Origin of the sequence: Stenotrophomonas sp. PS02301, assembly GCF_029959485.1 — a bacterium.
Classification (GTDB): domain Bacteria; phylum Pseudomonadota; class Gammaproteobacteria; order Xanthomonadales; family Xanthomonadaceae; genus Stenotrophomonas; species Stenotrophomonas maltophilia_Z.
In genome coordinates this window covers 1-17,344 of record NZ_JASCOO010000012.1, presented here as the reverse complement: position 1 = coordinate 17,344, position 17,344 = coordinate 1, and the positions used below count along the sequence as shown (strand labels likewise).

Sequence of the window (17,344 nt, the reverse complement as noted above, 5' to 3'; positions counted from 1 at the left end):
ACCGGTAGTGCCGGCCGCTGGCCGGCACCTCGAACGCCTCGAGGAACGTGCAGCCGACCAACGGTCGGCTCTACCGCTCAGACATCCATCTTGCGGACGCGGAACCGGCGGCCCTTGATCTTGCCGGCCTCCAGCTGGGCGATCGCCCGGCCGGCATGTTCGCGCGCAATGGCCACGTACGAGCGCGTGGCGTAGATGTCGATCTTGCCGATGTACTTGGCCGCCAGCCCGGCATCGCCGGTCAGTGCGCCGAGGATGTCGCCCGGGCGCAGCTTGTCGGTCTTGCCGCCATCGATGCGCAGCGTGGTCATCGCGGCCTGCGGCAGCACCGGCGGGCGTGCGGTGGCCAGCGGCGTCTTCTGCCAGTCCAGCGGCTTGCCCTGTGCCATTTCCAGCGCATCGGCGCGGTTGCGCTCGCGGTGCGTCACCAGGCTGATGGCCAGGCCCGTTGCACCGGCGCGGCCGGTGCGGCCAACGCGATGCTCATAGGTTTCGATATCGGTCGGCAGCTCGTAATTGATCACCGCGGCCAGATCCTGCACATCCAAGCCACGCGCGGCGACGTCGCTGGCAACCAGCACGTTGCAGCTGCGGTTGGCGAAGCGCACCAGCACTTCGTCGCGGTCGCGCTGTTCCATCTCGCCGTGCAGCGGCAGCGCAGAGAACCCGAACTGCTGCAGCGAAATGGCGACATCGTCGACATCGCGGCGGGTGTTGCAGAACACCACGGCCGATTCCGGCGTGTACTTGAGCAGCAGGCCGGCCAGCGCCTTCTGCTTCAGTGCCAGCTCGGTCTCGCAGAACAGGTGGCGGATCGCGGGCGCGTGATCGGCGCCTTCCACGGTCACTTCCACCGGGTCGCGCAGCAGCACGCGGGCGATCTCGCGGATCTCATCCGGGAAGGTCGCCGAGAACAGCAGCGTCTGGCGGTCCTTGCTGGTGCGTCCGGCGATCTCGCGGATCGGCTCTTCAAAGCCCATGTCGAGCATGCGGTCGGCTTCATCCAGCACCAGCGTGGTCACGCCGCCCAGATGCAGCACGCGCTTGCGGCCCAGTTCCTGGATGCGCCCGGGGGTGCCGACCACGACCTGCGGATCGTGCGCTTCCAGCGAGGCCAGCTGCGGGCCCAGCGGCATGCCGCCGGTCAGCACCAGCAGCTTCAGGTTCGGAATGCCGGTGGCCAGCTTGCGGATCTGCTTGCCGACCTGGTCGGCCAGCTCACGGGTCGGGCACAGCACCAGCGCCTGGGCGCGGGTCACCGATGGGTCCAGCGCCTGCAGCAGGCCCAGGCCGAAGGCGGCGGTCTTGCCGCTGCCGGTCGGGGCCTGTGCGATGACATCGCGGCGCTCGAGGATGGCCGGCAGGCTCTGGGCCTGCACGGGGGTGAGCGAGGTATAGCCCATGGCATCGATGCCGGGCAGCAGCGCTGGTTTCAGCGGCAGGGAGGAGAATTCAGACATGCGGTAGTGTCGCAGAAGTCCGCCCGGCGTGCCTCAGCCCAGCAGCGCGTGCACGCCCAGGTTGATCCCCAACCCACCCGCCAACAGCCAGCCGAACAGCAGCAGCGCCAGCAGCAGCGGCTTCATCCCGGCCCTGCGCAGCGCCGAGGCATGCGTGGTCAGACCGAGCGCGGCCATCGCCATCGCCAGCAGCACGGTGTCCAGATCGATCGCCGCGCTGACGATGGCCGCCGGCAGCACCTGCAGCGAATTGAACCCGGCCACCGCGACGAAGCCGAACGCGAACCAGGGCACCACGATCCTGGCGCGTTGGCCGGACGCGGCCGTCGCGCCGCCGCGTGCCAGCAGCATCGACAGCCCGATCAGGAACGGCGCCAGCATCATCACCCGCACCATCTTGGCGATCACGGCGGTGTCGGCCGCAGCTGTGCTCACGGCGCGGCCGGCGGCGACCACCTGGGCGACTTCGTGCACGGTCGAGCCGGTGAACACGCCGTAGGCCTGCGCGGACATCGGGATCCACCCGTGCGCGAGGTTGAGCTGGTACAGCAGCGGGTACAGGAGCATCGCGAGCGTGCCGAACACCACCACGGTGGACACGGCCACGGTCACCTGTTCGGCGCGCCCGCGCACCACCGGCTCGGCTGCCATCACCGCCGCCGCCCCGCAGATCGAGCTGCCCGCGCCGATCAGCAGGGCACTTTCCTTCTCGAGCCCGAACCACCGCGTGCCGGCCCACCAGGCCAGCGCGAACGTGCTGGTCAGCACCAGCGCATCGACCAGCACCCCGCTGATACCGACCTGGCCGATATCCTGGAAGGTCAGGCGCAGGCCGTACAGCACGATGCCTGCCCGCAGCAGCCAATGCTTGGAAAAGCCGACCCCGGCACCGGCATGCGCCGCCAGCCGCGGGTAGGCAGTGTTGCCCACGGCGATGCCGAGCACGATGGCCAGGGTCAGCGCGCTGATGCCGTGCGCCTGCAGCCACGGCAGCGGCGCCAGGCCCATGGCCGCAGCCGCAACGGCGCCGGTCAGCAGCAGCCCGGGCAGGCGGCCGCGCCAGCGCTGCGCGGTGGTGGGTGAAGGCAGGGCGGCGGCAGAGGTGTTCACAACGGTCTCCAGTCAAAGCACCGGCATAGCCTGCGCGTTGCTGATGAACCTGTAAAACGCATTGTTTCTGTAATTTCGACCTGTTTAGTGCGTTAATTGGCGGCATGCACCTCACCCTTCGCCAATGGCAGGTTTTCGTCTCCATTGCCGACGCCGGCACCACGGCTGCGGCGGGCGCGCAGCTGGCGTCGTCGCAGTCGGCCACCAGCGCCGCGCTCAATGAACTGGAGAGCCAGCTGGCCAGCCCACTGTTCGACCGGATCGGGCGCCGGCTGGTGCTCAACCCGCAGGGACGGGCGCTGCTGGATCCGGCCCGCGCGCTGCTGGTCACCGCCGCCGATCTGGAGCGGCTGGCCGGCGCAGGGCAGTCCAATGCCGGCGTCTTGCCTCTGCTGCTGCGGCTCGGGGCCAGCACCACGATCGGCAACTACCTGCTGCCATCCCGCGTCGCCGCGCTGCTGGCCGATAACCCGCAGGCGCAGGTGGACCTGCGGATCGGCAACAGCGCAGATGTGGTCGCGGCCGTACAGCGCCTGGAGGTCGATCTGGGCCTGATTGAAGGCCCGTGCCATGAAAGCGGCCTGCAGGTGCTGCCGTGGCAGCGCGATGATCTGGTCATCGTGGCCGCGCCGGGCACGACGCCCACGAGCATGGATGTCGCGGCGCTGGCGCAGGCCCGCTGGCTGCTGCGTGAGCCGGGTTCGGGCACCCGCGAGGCGGTCGAGCAGGCGCTGCTGCCGCACCTGCATCACTTTGCCCGCGCCATGCAGATGGGCAGTACCGAGGCGATCAAACAGGCCGCTGCGGCCGGGCTTGGCCTGGCGTGCCTGTCGCGGCATGCGGTGGCCGATCTGCTCGCGCTGGGCAGCTTGAGCGTCGTGGAAACGCCGGTGCCGCCGATGTCGCGCCAGCTGTGGGTGGTACGCCATCCGGGCAAGCGGGTGCCCGCGGCGCTGTGGGCGCTGCTGGGGCTGCCTGCGGACGCGTTCGGTCAGGAGTAAGCGACGCGGTTGCCGCCAGACCGTACAATGGTCGGATGCCTCTGATTACTCTGCAAAACGTCGACTTCAGCGTCGGCGGCCCCCTGTTGCTGGAAAAAGCCGAATTGTCGATCGAGCCGGGCGAGCGTATCGCCCTGATCGGGCGCAACGGCGCCGGCAAATCGACCCTGCTCAAACTGCTGTCCGGCGATCACAAGCCCGATGACGGCGAAGTCCGCGTGCAGCAGGGGGTGCGCATCACCCGCCTGGAACAGGAGGTTCCGCACGGTGCCGCCGGCAGCGTGTTCGACGTGGTCGCCGATGGTCTGGGCGAACTGGGCCAGTGGCTGGCCGAGTTCCACCACCTGAGCATGGCCGACGATTTCGACGGCGATGCGCTCTCGGCCGTGCAGGCCAAGATCGATGCCGCCAACGGCTGGGGCCTGGATCAGCGCGTCAGCGAGACCCTGACCAAGCTCGACCTGGACGGCGATGCCGAATTCGCGCGCCTGTCCGGCGGCATGAAGCGCCGTGTGCTGCTCGGCCGCGCGCTGGTGTCCTCGCCGGATCTGCTGCTGCTCGACGAACCGACCAACCACCTGGACATCGAAGCCATTGACTGGCTCGAAATGTTCCTCAAGAACTGGAACGGCAGCGTGGTGTTCGTCACCCATGACCGTCGCTTCCTGCGTGCACTGGCCACCCGCATCGTCGAGATCGACCGCGGCCAGGTCACCAGCTGGCCGGGCGACTGGGCCAACTACGAACGTCGCCGCGAAGAGCGCATGAACGCGCAGGCGCAGGAAAACGCGCGCTTCGACAAACTGCTCGCGCAGGAAGAAATCTGGATCCGCCAGGGCATCAAGGCCCGCCGCACCCGCGACGAAGGCCGTGTGCGCCGCCTCAAGGCGATGCGCAACGATCGCTCGCAGCGCCGCGAACTCGGCGGCAACGTGCGCATGGAAGCGGCGCAGGCGGAGAACTCCGGCAAGAAGGTCATCGACGTCAAGGACATCTCGTTCGCCTTCGGCGAGCGCGTGATGGTCAAGGATTTCAGCACCGTCATCCTGCGCGGCGACCGCATCGGCCTGATCGGGCCGAACGGCAGCGGCAAGACCACGCTGCTCAAGCTGCTGCTGGGCGACCTGCAGCCGCAGAGCGGCGAAGTGCGTGCCGGTACCAACCTGCAGATCGCGTATTTCGACCAGTACCGTGCGGTGCTGCGCGAAGACTGGACCGCGATCGAAAACGTGGCCGAGGGCCGCGATTTCATCGAGTTCAACGGCAAGCGCAAGCACGTGCATGCCTACCTGCAGGACTTCCTGTTCTCGCCCGAGCGCGCCCGCGCGCCGATCACCCGGTTGTCCGGTGGTGAGCGCAACCGCCTGCTGCTGGCCAAGCTGTTCGCGCAGCCGTCCAACCTGCTGGTGATGGATGAACCGACCAACGATCTGGACGTGGAAACCCTCGAGCTGCTCGAAGAGCTGCTGAGCGACTACACCGGCACGTTGCTGCTGGTCAGCCATGACCGTGACTTCCTGGACAACGTGGTGACCTCCACGATGGTGATGGAGGGCGACGGCGTGGTCGGCGAGTACGTTGGCGGCTATACCGATTGGCAGCGCCACGCCGCACGCGTGGCCGCCGCGGCTGCGTCCGCACCGGTGGTGGCGGCCAAGCCGGTTGCTGCGGCTGCTGCCGCTGCCGCGCCGGCCGAGCCCAAGCGCAAGCTGAGCTACAAGGACGCGCGCGAACTGGAACAGCTGCCGCTGAAGATCGAAACGCTGGAGAAGGACGTCGAAGGCCTCACCGCCGCGATGAACGACCCGGCGTTCTATCAGCGCAGCGCGCCCGACATGGCCGCGCACAATGCGAAGCTCGCCAAGGTGCAGGCCGAGCTGGATGCCGCGTACGCGCGCTGGGAAGAGCTGGACGCCTGATCCGGCGATCAATGTAGAGCCGACCGTTGGTCGGCTCCACCGTCGTCACTTCAAGCCGTGCAGATCCCGCAGCTGGGTCGGTCGTGAGCCGAAATATGCAGCCAGATCGGCGATGTCCTGATCACTCAGGTCGGTCGCCTGCGGGGTCATCAGCGCGTGCTGGCGATCCCCCGCGCGGTAGGCCTGCAGGCTGTGCGCCAGGTAATCCCCGTACTGCCCACCCAGTTTCGGGTAGGTCGGGTCGATCGGCTTGTTGCCGTCCGCCCCGTGGCAGTCGATGCAGCTCTGGCCGGTGGCTTTGCCCTTGACCTGGGCACGCGCCTCACCGGCGGCGATGCGGCCGGCCGGCAGGCCAGCGGAGGAGCCGGACCCGTGTTCACCACTGGCGTGGCCCGGATCGGCGGCGGAATCTGCGCTGTTCTCCACCTGTGACTGCGAACACGCAGTCATCAGCAGGGCAACGGACAGGGCGATGGCATAACGCTGGAGTGGCGTGGCTTTCGACATGAGCGCGCTTATTTGACGGTGGACAGGTAAACAGCGAGATCGGCGATCTCCTGTTCGCTGAAACTCATCGACTGCGCCTGCATCGTCGGATGCTTGCGCTTGCCGTGGCGGTACTCGGTCAGCGCCTGGCTGAGGTACTCATGGGTCTGCCCGCCGATCTTGGGCACTTTGTAGCTGGGGTAGGCGTTCTTGTACCCGGTGATGCCGTGGCACCCCTGGCACGTGTAGGCCAGGACCCGGCCATTGTCGAACCGGCCGGTGACGGCGGCAGGCGCCGGCGCGGTGGCGGCCGGAGCGGGGGTGGCAGGTACAGCAGGAGCGGGTGTTGCGGCCTGTGCGGCGGCCCCGAGGGGCAGGAGGACGGCCAGAACGAGACAAGCGGCGAGCGGCTGCGGGCGCATGATGTCCTTTTCCGATAAACGGGTCTGGTCGTTCCGGCGTGGGGTACGGAACTGGGCCGAGTATAGCCTGCCATTTCATCTAGCTGAAACCGGCCCCCGGAAGCCATCGCCGCAGGTCACCATGACCTTTGGGATATGGTGTGGTCGTGACGTGGTGCATTACTTTGCTACCACACCTGCCCACGCATCCTTAGGGACACGACGATGTCGCGACATTCTTTCCTGCTCGGCCGCACCGGACGCTGTGCCGCTGCACTGCTGATCACTTCCACCCTGCTGCTGAGCGGCTGCGGTGGCGCCGGCCCCGCCGAAGCCAACGCTGCTGAAAAGGACGGCAAGGCCGAGAAGAAGGTCGATGCGGTACCGGTCGAAGCCGTCGCCGCCAGCCGTCGCGCCGTCGCCGCCAGCTACACCGGCACGGCCGCACTGGAACCGCGGGGCGAGTCGCAGGTGGTCGCCAAGACCTCCGGCGTCGCGCTGGTCGTTCTGGTCGAAGAAGGGCAGCAGGTACGTGCCGGTCAGCCGCTGGTGCGGCTGGATCCGGACCGTGCGCGCCTGGCCGTTGCCCAGAGCGAAGCGCAGATGCGCAAGCTGGAGAACAACTACCAGCGCGCCCACAAGCTGGTCGGCCAGCAGATGGTCAGCGCCGCCGATGTCGACCAGATCAAGTACGACCTCGACAACGCGCGCGCGCAGTACCGGCTGGCCACGCTGGAACTGTCCTACACCACGGTGATCGCGCCGATCTCGGGCGTGATCGCCTCGCGCTCGATCAAGACCGGCAACTTCGTGCAGATCAACACGCCGATCTTCCGCATCGTCGACACCTCGCGCCTGGAAGCCACACTCAATGTGCCCGAGCGCGAGCTGGCCACGCTGCGCCCGGGCCAGCCGGTGACGCTGATCGCCGACGCGCTGCCGGGCAAGACCTTCCCGGGCACGGTGGACCGCATCTCGCCGGTGGTCGATGCAGGCAGTGGTACGTTCCGCGTGGTCAGCGGCTTCGGCGAAGATGCTGAAGGCCTGCAGCCGGGCATGTTCGGCCGCATCCGCATCGACTACGACCAGCGCGCCGACGCGTTGGTGGTGCCGCGCCTGGCGCTGCTGGACGACGGTGAACCGGCGGTATTCCGCGTGCGCGAGGGCAAGGCGGCGCGCGTGCCGGTCAAGCTCGGCTATGCCGAAGGGCCGTGGGTGGAAATCCGCGAAGGCCTGGCCGCCGGTGATCAGGTGGTCACCGCCGGCAAGGTGGCGCTGCGTGATGGCACCGCGGTGCAGGTGATCGGCACCAAGCCGGCCGCCACCGCTGCGGCCACGCCGGCGCCGGCCAAGGCGGAGAGCCGTCAATGACAGCGGCCGGCAACGACCACGGCAACGATCCGCACCAGGGCGATCGCTCCGGTGCCCACGGCGGCGGCCTGGTGGAGTTCGCCACCCGCCGCCGCGTCACCATCGCGATGTTCACCGTCACGCTGATGCTGTTCGGCTTCATCGCGCTGGGCAACCTCAAGGTCAATCTGCTGCCCGACCTGAGCTACCCGACCCTGACCGTACGCACCGAATACACCGGTGCAGCGCCGGCGGAAATCGAAACGCTGATCACCGAGCCGGTCGAAGAAGCCGTCGGCGTGGTCAAGAACCTGCGCAAGCTCAAATCGATCTCGCGCACCGGGCAGAGCGATGTGGTGCTCGAGTTCGCCTGGGGCACCAACATGGACCAGGCCAGCCTGGAGGTGCGCGACAAGATGGAAGCGCTGAACCTGCCGCTGGAGGCCAAGTCCCCGGTGCTGCTGCGCTTCAATCCGTCCACCGAGCCGATCATGCGTCTGGTGATCTCGGCGAAGACCGATCCATCCAGCGATGCCGAGGCCGTGCGCCAGCTCACCGAGCTGCGCCGCTACGCCGATGAAGACCTCAAGAAGAAGCTGGAGCCGGTTACCGGCGTGGCGGCGGTGAAGGTCGGCGGCGGTCTGGAGGATGAGATCCAGGTCGACATCGACCAGCAGAAGCTGGCCCAGCTCAACCTGCCGATCGACACCGTCATCAAGCGGCTCAAGGAAGAGAACATCAACATCTCCGGCGGTCGCCTGGAGGAAGGCTCGCAGCGTTACCTGGTGCGTACCGTCAACCAGTTCGCCGATCTGGAGGATATCCGCAACCTGCTGGTGACCACCCAGAGCAGCAACGGCAGCGCGGCCGATGCAGCGATGCAGCAGATGTTCGCCATCGCCGCCTCGACCGGCTCGGATGCCGCCGTGGCCGCCGCCTCGGCCGCGCAGAGCGCATCCAGCAGCAGTTCCACCAACATCGCCAACGGCGTGCCGGTGCGGCTCAAGGATGTCGCCACCGTGCGCCAGGGTTACAAGGAACGCGAAGCGATCATCCGCCTGGGCGGCAAGGAAGCGGTCGAGCTGGCGATCTACAAGGAGGGCGATGCCAACACGGTCTCGACCGCTGAAGCGCTGCGTGCGCGCCTGGAGCAGATCAAGGGCCAGGTGCCCGGCGATGCCGAGCTGACCACGATCGAAGACCAGTCGCGCTTCATCGAACACGCCATCAGCGACGTCAAGAAAGACGCCGTGATCGGCGGCATCCTCGCCATCCTGATCATCTTCCTGTTCCTGCGCGATGGCTGGAGCACGTTCGTGATCAGCCTGTCCCTGCCGGTCTCGATCATCACCACGTTCTTCTTCATGGGCCAGCTCGGCCTGAGCTTGAACGTGATGTCGCTGGGCGGTCTGGCGCTGGCCACCGGCCTGGTGGTGGATGACTCGATCGTGGTGCTGGAGAGCATCGCCAAGGCGCGCGAGCGGGGCCTGAGCATCCTGCAGGCCGCCATCGTCGGCACCCGCGAAGTGAGCATGGCCGTGGTCGCCTCGACCCTGACGACCATTGCGGTGTTCCTGCCGCTGGTGTTCGTGGACGGTATCGCCGGCCAGCTGTTCCGCGACCAGGCGCTGACCGTGGCGATCGCGATCGCGATCTCGCTGCTGGTCTCGATGACCCTGATCCCGATGCTGAGCTCGCTCAAGGGCCGCCCACCGCTGGCCTTCCCGGAAGAACCCACGCATCAACCGTGGCAGCCGGACAGCCGCTGGCTGAAGCCGGTCGCCGGCAGCCGTCGTGGCGTGGGCACGCTGGTGCGCTGGATCTGCTTCGGGATGGCCTGGTCGGTGATCCGCGTCTGGCGCGGCCTGGTGGCCGTGGTCGGCCCGGTGATGCGCAAGGCCAGCGATGTGGCGATGAAGCCGTACGCCGGTGCCGAGCGCGGTTACTTGAAGCTGCTGCCGGGCGCGCTGCATCACCCGGGCAAGGTGCTCGGTCTGGCCGCGCTGGCCTTCGTCGGCACGATGGCGCTGGTGCCGATGCTGGGTGCGGATCTGATCCCGCAGCTGGCCCAGGACCGCTTCGAAATGACCGCCAAGCTGCCGGCCGGTACACCGCTGAAGCAGACCGATGCGCTGGTCCGCGAGATGCAGCTGGCCCATGCCAAGGATGACAGCATCGCCTCGCTGTATGGGGTCAGTGGCAGCGGCACCCGCCTGGATGCCAGCCCGACCGAGAGTGGCGAGAACATCGGCAAGCTGACGGTGGTCATGGCCGGCGGCGGCAACGCGCGCACCGAAGCGGCGATCACCGAGCGTCTGCGTGAATCGATGCAGCAGCACCCTGGCGTGCAGGTCGATTTCGCCCGCCCGGCGCTCTTCAGCTTCTTCACCCCGCTGGAAGTGGAACTGCGTGGCCAGGACATGGCCACGCTGGAGACGGCCGGCAAGGCGCTGGCCGCGATGCTGCGCAACAACCCGCACTATGCTGACGTCAAATCCACGGTGGAAGAGGGCTTCCCGGAGATCCAGATCCGCTTCGACCAGGAGCGCGCCGGTGCCTTGGGCCTGACCACGCGGCAGATTGCCGATGTGGTGGTCAAGAAGGTGCGCGGTGACGTGGCCACGCGCTACAGCTTCCGCGACCGCAAGATCGACGTGCTGGTGCGTGCCCAGGAAGGTGACCGGGCCAGCGTGGACAGCATCCGCCGGCTGATCGTCAATCCGGGCAGCAACCGGCCGGTGACGCTGGATTCGGTGGCCGAGGTGGTCGCCACCAACGGCCCCAGCGAGATCCATCGCGCCGACCAGACCCGCGTGGCGGTGGTCTCTGCCAACCTGCGCGACATCGACCTGGGCGGCGCCGTGCGCGAAGTGCAGGACATGGTCGCCAAGCAGCCGCTGGGTGCGGGTGTGGGCATGCATATCGGCGGCCAGGGTGAGGAGCTGGCCGACTCGGCACGCTCGCTGATCTTCGCCTTCGGCCTGGCGATCTTCCTGGTGTATCTGGTGATGGCCTCGCAGTTCGAGTCGCTGCTGCACCCGTTCGTCATCCTGTTCACCATCCCGCTGGCGCTGGTCGGCGCGATCCTGGCGCTGATGCTGACCGGCAAGCCGATCTCGGTGGTGGTGTTCATCGGCTTGATCCTGCTGGTGGGCCTGGTAACCAAGAACGCGATCATCCTGATCGACAAGGTCAACCAGCTGCGCGAGGCCGGTGTGCCCAAGCGCGAGGCACTGGTGGAGGGCGCGCGTTCCCGCCTGCGGCCGATCATCATGACCACGTTGTGCACGCTGTTCGGCTTCCTGCCGCTGGCGGTGGCGATGGGCGAGGGCGCGGAAGTGCGTGCGCCGATGGCGATCACCGTGATCGGTGGCCTGCTGGTCTCCACCCTGCTGACCCTGGTGGTGATCCCGGTAGTGTACGACCTGCTGGATCGTCGTGGAGACGCCTACTACCGCGAGCGTGGCCGCCACCTCAAGACGCCGCTGGCCGATGCCGGCCATGACACCGCACAGGAGCCGGCATGAGCATTGCCGAGTTCTCCATCCGCCGGCCCATCACCACGATCATGTGTTTTGTGTCGTTGGCGGTGGTGGGCCTGATCGCCTCGTTCCGGCTGCCGCTGGAAGCGCTGCCGGACATCTCCGCGCCGTTCCTGTTCGTGCAGGTGCCGTATACCGGTTCCACCCCGGAGGAGGTCGAGCGCAACATCATCCGGCCGACCGAAGAAGCGCTGGCAACGATGACCGGGATCAAGCGCATGCGCTCCTCGGCCACGTCCGAAGGCGCCAGCATCTTCATCGAGTTCACCGACTGGGACCGCGACATCGCCATCGCGGCTTCGGACGCCCGCGAGCGCATCGATGCGATCCGCAGCGATCTGCCCGACGACCTGCAGCGCTACAACGTGTTCAAGTGGTCCAGCAGCGACGACCCGGTGCTGAAGGTGCGCCTGGCCAGTGCCACCGACCTGACCGGCGCCTACGACATGCTCGACCGCGAGTTCAAGCGGCGGATCGAGCGCATTCCGGGCGTGGCGCGGGTCAACATCTCCGGTGCCCCGCCGAACGAGGTCGAGATCGCGATCAGCCCGGACCGGTTGACCGCGCACAACCTGAGCATCAACGAGCTCAGCGACCGACTGCGCACCCTGAACTTCTCGATCTCGGCCGGGCAGATCGACGACAACGGCCAGCGCGTACGCATCCAGCCGGTAGGCGAGATCACCGACCTGCAGGAACTGCGCGATCTGGTGATCGACAACAAGGGCCTGCGCCTGGGCGATATCGCCGAGATCCGGCTCAAGCCCACCCGCATGAACTACGGGCGGCGCCTGGACGGCAACCCGGCCGTCGGCCTGGATATCTACAAGGAGCGCAGCGCCAACCTGGTGGAGGTGTCGCGTGCCGCGCTGGCCGAAGTGGAGGCGATCCGCACGCAGCCCTCGATGCGCGATGTGCAGATCAAGGTGATCGACAACCAGGGCAAGATGGTGACGTCTTCGCTGCTGGAGCTGGCCGAGGCGGGTGCGGTCGGCCTGCTGCTGTCGATCACGGTGCTGTTCTTCTTCCTGCGCCATTGGCCGTCCACGCTGATGGTGACCCTGGCGATCCCGATCTGTTTCGTGATCACGCTGGGCTTCATGTATTTCGCCGGCGTCACCCTCAACATCCTGACCATGATGGGCCTGCTGCTGGCGGTCGGCATGCTGGTGGACAACGCCGTGGTGGTGGTGGAGAGCATCTACCAGGAACGCGAGCGCATGCCCGACCAGCCGCGGCTGGCCTCGATCATCGGCACCCGCAACGTGGCCATCGCGCTGAGCGCCGGCACGCTCTGCCACTGCATCGTGTTCGTGCCGAACCTGTTCGGCGAGACCAACAACATCAGCATCTTCATGTCGCAGATCGCCATCACGATCTCGGTCTCGCTGCTGGCCTCCTGGCTGGTCGCGGTGAGTCTGATCCCGATGCTGTCCGCGCGCATGCAGACGCCCAAACTGGTGCATTCGGACAGCGGCGTGATCGCACGCCTGCAGCGCCGCTACGCCACACTGCTGCAGTGGACCCTGGAGCACCGCGGTTGGAGCGTGTTCGGCATCGCGATGGTGATCCTGATCAGTCTGGTGCCGATGAAGCTGACCAAGATCGACATGTTCGGTGGCGAGGGGGGCCATGAGGTGTTCATCGGGTACAACTGGAAGGGCGCCTATACCTTCGGGCAGATGTCTGAGGAAGTGGCGCGCGTCGAACGCTACCTGGACGACAACCGGCAGGCGCTGCATATCACCCAGGTGTATTCCTGGTACAGCGAGCAGGAAGGCAGCAGCACGATCGTGACGTTCGACACCGCGCACGCGAAGAACATGCCGGCCGTGCAGGAAGCACTGCGAAAGGGGCTGCCTCGCTCGGCGCGTGCCGATTACGTGGTCGGTAATTCGGGCGAGGGCAATGGCGGAAGCGGCAATAACCAGGTGCAGGTGCAGCTGGTCGGCGACTCGACCAAGATGCTGCAGGAGATCGGCGAGGAAGTGGTGCCGCTGCTGGCCCAGCGCAAGGAGCTGCGCGACGTGCGCATCGACAACGGCGAAAAGGGCAGCGAGTTGTCCATCCATGTGGACCGCGAGCGCGCGGCAGCCTTCGGCTTCAACGCCGAGCAGGTCGCCAGTTTCGTCGGCCTGGCCCTGCGTGGCGCGCCGCTGCGCGAGTTCCGCCGCGGTGACAGCGAAGTGCCGGTATGGGTGCGCTTCGCCGGTGCCGAGCAGAGCAGCCCGGAGGACCTGGCCAGCTACACGGTGCGCACTGGCGACGGCCGCTCGGTGCCCTTGCTGAGCCTGGTCGATGTGGCAATCAAGCCGTCGGCCACCCAGATCGGCCGCACCAACCGTCAGACCACGCTGACCATCAAGGCCAACCTGGCCGAGAAGGTGACGGTGCCGGACGGCCGCAAGGCGATGGAAGAAACGCTCAAGCCGATGAGCTTCCCGGCCGGCTACACCTTCAGCTTCGACGGCGGGGATTACGGCGACGACGACCAGGCGATGTCGCAGATGATGTTCAATCTGGTGATCGCGCTGGTGATGATCTACGTGGTGATGGCCGCCGTGTTCGAGTCGCTGCTGTTCCCGGCGGCGATCATGAGCGGCGTGCTGTTCTCGATCTTCGGCGTGTTCTGGCTGTTCTGGATCACCGGCACCTCCTTCGGGATCATGTCCTTCATCGGCATCCTGGTGTTGATGGGGGTGGTGGTGAACAACGGCATCGTGATGATCGAGCACATCAACAACCTGCGCCGCCGTGGCATGGGCCGGACCCAGGCGCTGGTGGAAGGCTCACGCGAGCGCCTGCGCCCGATCATGATGACGATGGGCACCGCGATCCTGGCGATGATCCCGATCTCCATGACCGACACCCAGCTGCTCGGCAATGGGCCGCCGTACTACCCGATGGCCCGCGCCATCGCCGGCGGCCTGGCGTTCTCCACGGTGGTGAGCCTGCTGTTCCTGCCGACCATCTACGCGATGCTCGATGACATGAGCACCGCGGTGTCGCGGATCATCCGGCGCGCGCGTGGCCGCGGCGTGGATGCTCCGGTGGTCGAACCGGGCGCAGAATCGGTTTGAGGGTGCATGGAGGCCCGTTGGGCGGGCCTCCTTTTTTTCGCAGACCGCATCCACGCATGCACTACCCGCGACTCCCACATTCGCGCACAAAAAAGGCCACGCATTGCGTGGCCTTTCGACTCACAGCCGGCGCGGGAATCACCCCGCGACCTTGCCCCACACCTGGAACCCGGTCAGCCACAACCCGAGCATGCTGCCCAGGTTGGTCAGCATGAAGGTCAGCACCACGCGGGTCACCCGGTTGCGGTACCAGCCCTTGACGCTCTGCGCATCGTCGCGCAGCTTCAGGAAATCCTCGTAGGCCGGCTTGCGCAGGCGCGCTTCCACCAGGGCCGAGAACGCTCCGGTCGGGATGCTCAGCCGGAACGGCTTGAACGGGGCCACCACGATCGCGGTCAGGATGCTCAGCGGATGGCTGCCGGCCAACAGGCAGCCCAGGCCGGCCAGGCCGCCGGTGTACATCGCCCAGACCGCCAGCAGTTCGCTGCCGACACCCAGGCCACCGCGATAGAAGCCCACGCCGATACCGGTCAGCACGATGGCCAGGATCGCCAGCGTGATCCACGGAATGTTGCGCTTCTTCGGCACGTCTTCCAGCGACTCGCGCAGCGGGCCCGGCGCGTCGGTGTCGGTTTCCAGGTACTTGGCCAGGCCGGCCAGATGACCGGCACCGACCACGGCCAGCACTTCGCGCTGGGCCGGATCATGCACTTCGCGCAGGCGCGTGGCCATGTAGCGGTCGCGCTCGCCGATGATGGTTTCGTACAGGGCAGGGCTCTCGCTGGCGAACTCGCCGAAGCTGGCCTCGAGCATGTCGCCCTGCTTGAGCTTCTCGATCTCGTCTTCGCCGACTTCCTCGGACGCGAACAGGCCAGCGCCCAGGCCCATCACCAGCTTGATCTTGCCGAAGAAGCCCAGGCGCTGCGAGGCACGCCGGAAGGTCAGCCCGACCTCGCGGTCGATCAGATGCACGGGCAGGTTGCGCTCGTTGGCCAGGGTAACCGCGCGCTTGAGCTCGGCACCCGGCTCGATCTCGAGCTGTTCGGCCAGGCGGCGCTGGTAGGCGGCCAAGGCCAGGTTGGCCGCGAACAGGGCGACGCGGCCCTTGCGGATCACCTCGACCAGGTCGAGCTTGGCCAGCGCATCCGGGTCGGTCAGTGCCTGCAGGCGCTGCGCGTCCAGTTCGACCGCGACCGCATCGAAGCGGCCACTTTCGATCGCACGTTCCACCGCTTCCACGCTGGCCTGCGAGACGTGCGCGGTGCCCAGCAGGGTGTAGCGCACGCCATCGCGTTCGACGATGCGGACGGGCTGGCCGGCGAACAACGTGTCGCCGGCGTCAATCAGGGTATCGGTCATTGCATCATTCATTCGAAGGGGCGCTGTCGGCACCATCGCCGAGCGCGCGCTGCATCTGGACGGTATCCAGCCAGCGGCCATGCTTGCGGCCGAGGCCGCGGAAAACGCCGACGGTATGGAAACCGAAACGCTCGTGCAGTTTGATGGAGGCGGTGTTGGTGGGCTCGCCGATCACGGCCACCATCTGCCGGTAACCGCGCGCGACGCAGGCATCGATCAGCCCCTGCATCAGTGCGGTGCCGACACCACGGCCCTGGAACGCCGCATCCACATAGACCGAGTTCTCCACGGTCCACTGATAGGCGATCCGGCCGCGGTAGGTATTGGCGTAGGCATAGCCGGCCACCTGGCCATCGACCTCGGCCACGATGTATGGAAAGCCGCGGCCGACGATGTCCTGCATGCGGCGGCGCATTTCCGCCGCCTCCGGGATCTCGTACTCGTAGGTGTTGACGAAGTCGGTCACTTCCACCGCATAGATCGCGGTGATGGCCGCGATATCGGCATCGGTGGCGTCGCGCAGGTGCACGGTCACGGTGGGGTGTCCTGGTCGGTCAGTCGATGTAGCGCTTGAGCAGATCGCCGTACGCATCGATGCGGCGGTCACGCAGGAACGGCCAGATCCGGCGGACGTGTTCGCTGCGCTGCAGGTCCACATCGCAGACCAGCACGGTCGGCTCGCCACCGGCTTCGGCGATGAACTCGCCCTGCGGGCCCAGCACGTGGCTGTTGCCCCAGAACTGGATGCCCGAGGCACCCATCGGCGAGGCTTCATGGCCGACGCGGTTGCAGCTCAACACCGGCACGCCGTTGGCCACGGCATGGCCGCGGTGACTGAGCACCCACGCATCGCGCTGGCGGCCCTGTTCGTCGCGCTGGTCGTCCGGGTCCCAGCCGATCGCGGTGGGGTAGAGCAGCAGCTCCGCGCCGGCCAGCGCCATCAGGCGCGCCGCTTCCGGATACCACTGGTCCCAGCACACGAGCACGCCGAGGCGACCCACCGAGGTGTCGATCGGGGTGAAGCCCAGATCGCCCGGGGTGAAGTAGAACTTCTCATAGAAGCCCGGATCATCCGGGATGTGCATCTTGCGGTACTTGCCGAGCAGGGTGCCGTCTTTCTCGAAGACGACCGCGGTGTTGTGGTACAGCCCGGCAGCGCGACGCTCGAACAGCGAGCCGACGATCACCACGCCATGCTTCTTGGCCAGCGCGCCCAGGCGCTCCGTGCTCGGGCCCGGGATCGGCTCGGCCAGATCGAATTCATCCACCGACTCGTGCTGGCAGAAGTACGCACCGTTGTGCAGTTCCTGCAGCAGGATCAGCTTGGCACCCTGCGCGGCCGCTTCAGCCACGCGCGCTTCGATGACGGCCAGATTGGCCTCGGCATCGCCGTGGTTGCGCTCCTGGATCAGGGCGACGGAAAGGGTGTGGCGTGAGCTCATCCGGAGACGGTCCTGCAAGGGGAAAAACGCAGTTTATCGCGGATGGGTGCACGCAGCGTGCTGGCTGCTAAATGGGCAGCCGCGTGGTTTGCGGGCTGCGGCGGCTGGGCTGGCGGGTGCGGAGGGGCGGGACGCGCCGTAAACCCATCCCTGGGGGCTCGTGGGCGCCATCCCTGGCGCCCGGCCGGCGGTCG

At 67.1% G+C, this 17,344-nt stretch carries 12 protein-coding genes; 5 read left to right on the top strand and 7 right to left on the bottom strand.

Annotated features, from left to right (window positions below; translation table 11 throughout):
• Positions 1–77 precede the first annotated feature (77 nt).
• Both dbpA and QMX81_RS05055 read right to left on the bottom strand, forming a co-directional pair.
• The gene (gene dbpA, locus QMX81_RS05060) at positions 78–1,460 is read right to left on the bottom strand and encodes an ATP-dependent RNA helicase DbpA (protein ID WP_259260417.1); all 1,383 of its coding nucleotides are present in this window, start codon (positions 1,458–1,460) and stop codon (positions 78–80) included.
• A 33-nt stretch (positions 1,461–1,493) separates the two neighbouring features.
• A complete protein-coding gene (locus QMX81_RS05055) occupies positions 1,494–2,570 on the bottom strand; it encodes a YeiH family protein (RefSeq protein ID WP_282259287.1) in 1,077 nt (358 codons plus the stop codon).
• A gap of 104 nt (positions 2,571–2,674) precedes the next feature.
• Between QMX81_RS05055 and QMX81_RS05050 the strand changes: the two genes are divergently transcribed.
• A complete protein-coding gene (locus QMX81_RS05050; RefSeq protein ID WP_282259285.1) occupies positions 2,675–3,571 on the top strand; it encodes a LysR family transcriptional regulator in 897 nt (298 codons plus the stop codon).
• 35 nt (positions 3,572–3,606) lie between these two features.
• Positions 3,607–5,490, top strand: a complete 1,884-nt coding sequence (locus QMX81_RS05045; RefSeq protein WP_282259283.1) for an ATP-binding cassette domain-containing protein — start codon at positions 3,607–3,609, stop codon at positions 5,488–5,490.
• A gap of 45 nt (positions 5,491–5,535) precedes the next feature.
• On the opposite strand, the gene QMX81_RS05040 is transcribed toward QMX81_RS05045, so the two are convergent.
• Both QMX81_RS05040 and QMX81_RS05035 read right to left on the bottom strand, forming a co-directional pair.
• Positions 5,536–5,997: a cytochrome c gene (locus QMX81_RS05040; RefSeq protein ID WP_019183110.1), complete on the bottom strand. Its 462-nt coding sequence runs from the start codon at positions 5,995–5,997 to the stop codon at positions 5,536–5,538.
• Positions 5,998–6,005: 8 nt separating this feature from the next.
• Entirely contained in the window at positions 6,006–6,398 is a 393-nt protein-coding gene (locus QMX81_RS05035) for a c-type cytochrome (protein ID WP_282259280.1), read from the bottom strand.
• A gap of 204 nt (positions 6,399–6,602) precedes the next feature.
• On the opposite strand from QMX81_RS05035, the gene QMX81_RS05030 reads away from it, so the two are divergent.
• From QMX81_RS05030 to QMX81_RS05020, 3 genes are read left to right on the top strand one after another with little or no spacing between them, the layout of a single operon-like run.
• Complete coding sequence (locus tag QMX81_RS05030; RefSeq protein WP_121042120.1) at positions 6,603–7,748, top strand: efflux RND transporter periplasmic adaptor subunit; 1,146 nt, start codon at positions 6,603–6,605, stop codon at positions 7,746–7,748.
• Positions 7,745–11,254, top strand: coding sequence for an efflux RND transporter permease subunit (locus QMX81_RS05025; protein WP_282259275.1), 3,510 nt, complete (start codon positions 7,745–7,747; stop codon positions 11,252–11,254). Before QMX81_RS05030 ends, QMX81_RS05025 begins: the two co-directional genes overlap by 4 nt.
• The gene (locus QMX81_RS05020) at positions 11,251–14,349 is read left to right on the top strand and encodes an efflux RND transporter permease subunit (protein ID WP_152151647.1); all 3,099 of its coding nucleotides are present in this window, start codon (positions 11,251–11,253) and stop codon (positions 14,347–14,349) included. The genes QMX81_RS05025 and QMX81_RS05020 overlap by 4 nt, the downstream gene beginning before the upstream one ends.
• Before the next feature lie 138 nt (positions 14,350–14,487).
• Here QMX81_RS05020 and QMX81_RS05015 read toward each other — a convergent pair whose 3' ends face one another.
• Genes QMX81_RS05015 through QMX81_RS05005 form a run of 3 tightly spaced genes read right to left on the bottom strand, consistent with a single transcriptional unit; the run spans position 14,488 to position 17,150 of the window.
• A complete protein-coding gene (locus tag QMX81_RS05015) occupies positions 14,488–15,708 on the bottom strand; it encodes a TraB/GumN family protein (RefSeq protein ID WP_121042125.1) in 1,221 nt (406 codons plus the stop codon).
• A 4-nt stretch (positions 15,709–15,712) separates the two neighbouring features.
• Positions 15,713–16,243: a GNAT family N-acetyltransferase gene (locus tag QMX81_RS05010; protein WP_121042128.1), complete on the bottom strand. Its 531-nt coding sequence runs from the start codon at positions 16,241–16,243 to the stop codon at positions 15,713–15,715.
• A 19-nt stretch (positions 16,244–16,262) separates the two neighbouring features.
• On the bottom strand, positions 16,263–17,150 hold the full coding sequence (locus QMX81_RS05005) for a carbon-nitrogen hydrolase (protein ID WP_121042130.1): 888 nt from the start codon (positions 17,148–17,150) through the stop codon (positions 16,263–16,265).
• Between the last annotated feature and the right edge of the window lie 194 nt (positions 17,151–17,344).

Bases quoted from the DNA above. Each gene is read 5' to 3' on its own strand.
- dbpA (WP_259260417.1), bottom strand. From the start codon at position 1,460: ATGTCTGAATTCTCCTCCCTGCCGCTGAAACCAGCGCTGCTGCCCGGC.
- QMX81_RS05050 (WP_282259285.1), top strand. From the start codon at position 2,675: ATGCACCTCACCCTTCGCCAATGGCAGGTTTTCGTCTCCATTGCCGAC.
- QMX81_RS05045 (WP_282259283.1), top strand. From the start codon at position 3,607: ATGCCTCTGATTACTCTGCAAAACGTCGACTTCAGCGTCGGCGGCCCC.
- QMX81_RS05040 (WP_019183110.1), bottom strand. From the start codon at position 5,997: ATGTCGAAAGCCACGCCACTCCAGCGTTATGCCATCGCCCTGTCCGTT.
- QMX81_RS05035 (WP_282259280.1), bottom strand. From the start codon at position 6,398: ATGCGCCCGCAGCCGCTCGCCGCTTGTCTCGTTCTGGCCGTCCTCCTG.
- QMX81_RS05030 (WP_121042120.1), top strand. From the start codon at position 6,603: ATGTCGCGACATTCTTTCCTGCTCGGCCGCACCGGACGCTGTGCCGCT.
- QMX81_RS05025 (WP_282259275.1), top strand. From the start codon at position 7,745: ATGACAGCGGCCGGCAACGACCACGGCAACGATCCGCACCAGGGCGAT.
- QMX81_RS05020 (WP_152151647.1), top strand. From the start codon at position 11,251: ATGAGCATTGCCGAGTTCTCCATCCGCCGGCCCATCACCACGATCATG.
- QMX81_RS05015 (WP_121042125.1), bottom strand. From the start codon at position 15,708: ATGACCGATACCCTGATTGACGCCGGCGACACGTTGTTCGCCGGCCAG.
- QMX81_RS05005 (WP_121042130.1), bottom strand. From the start codon at position 17,150: ATGAGCTCACGCCACACCCTTTCCGTCGCCCTGATCCAGGAGCGCAAC.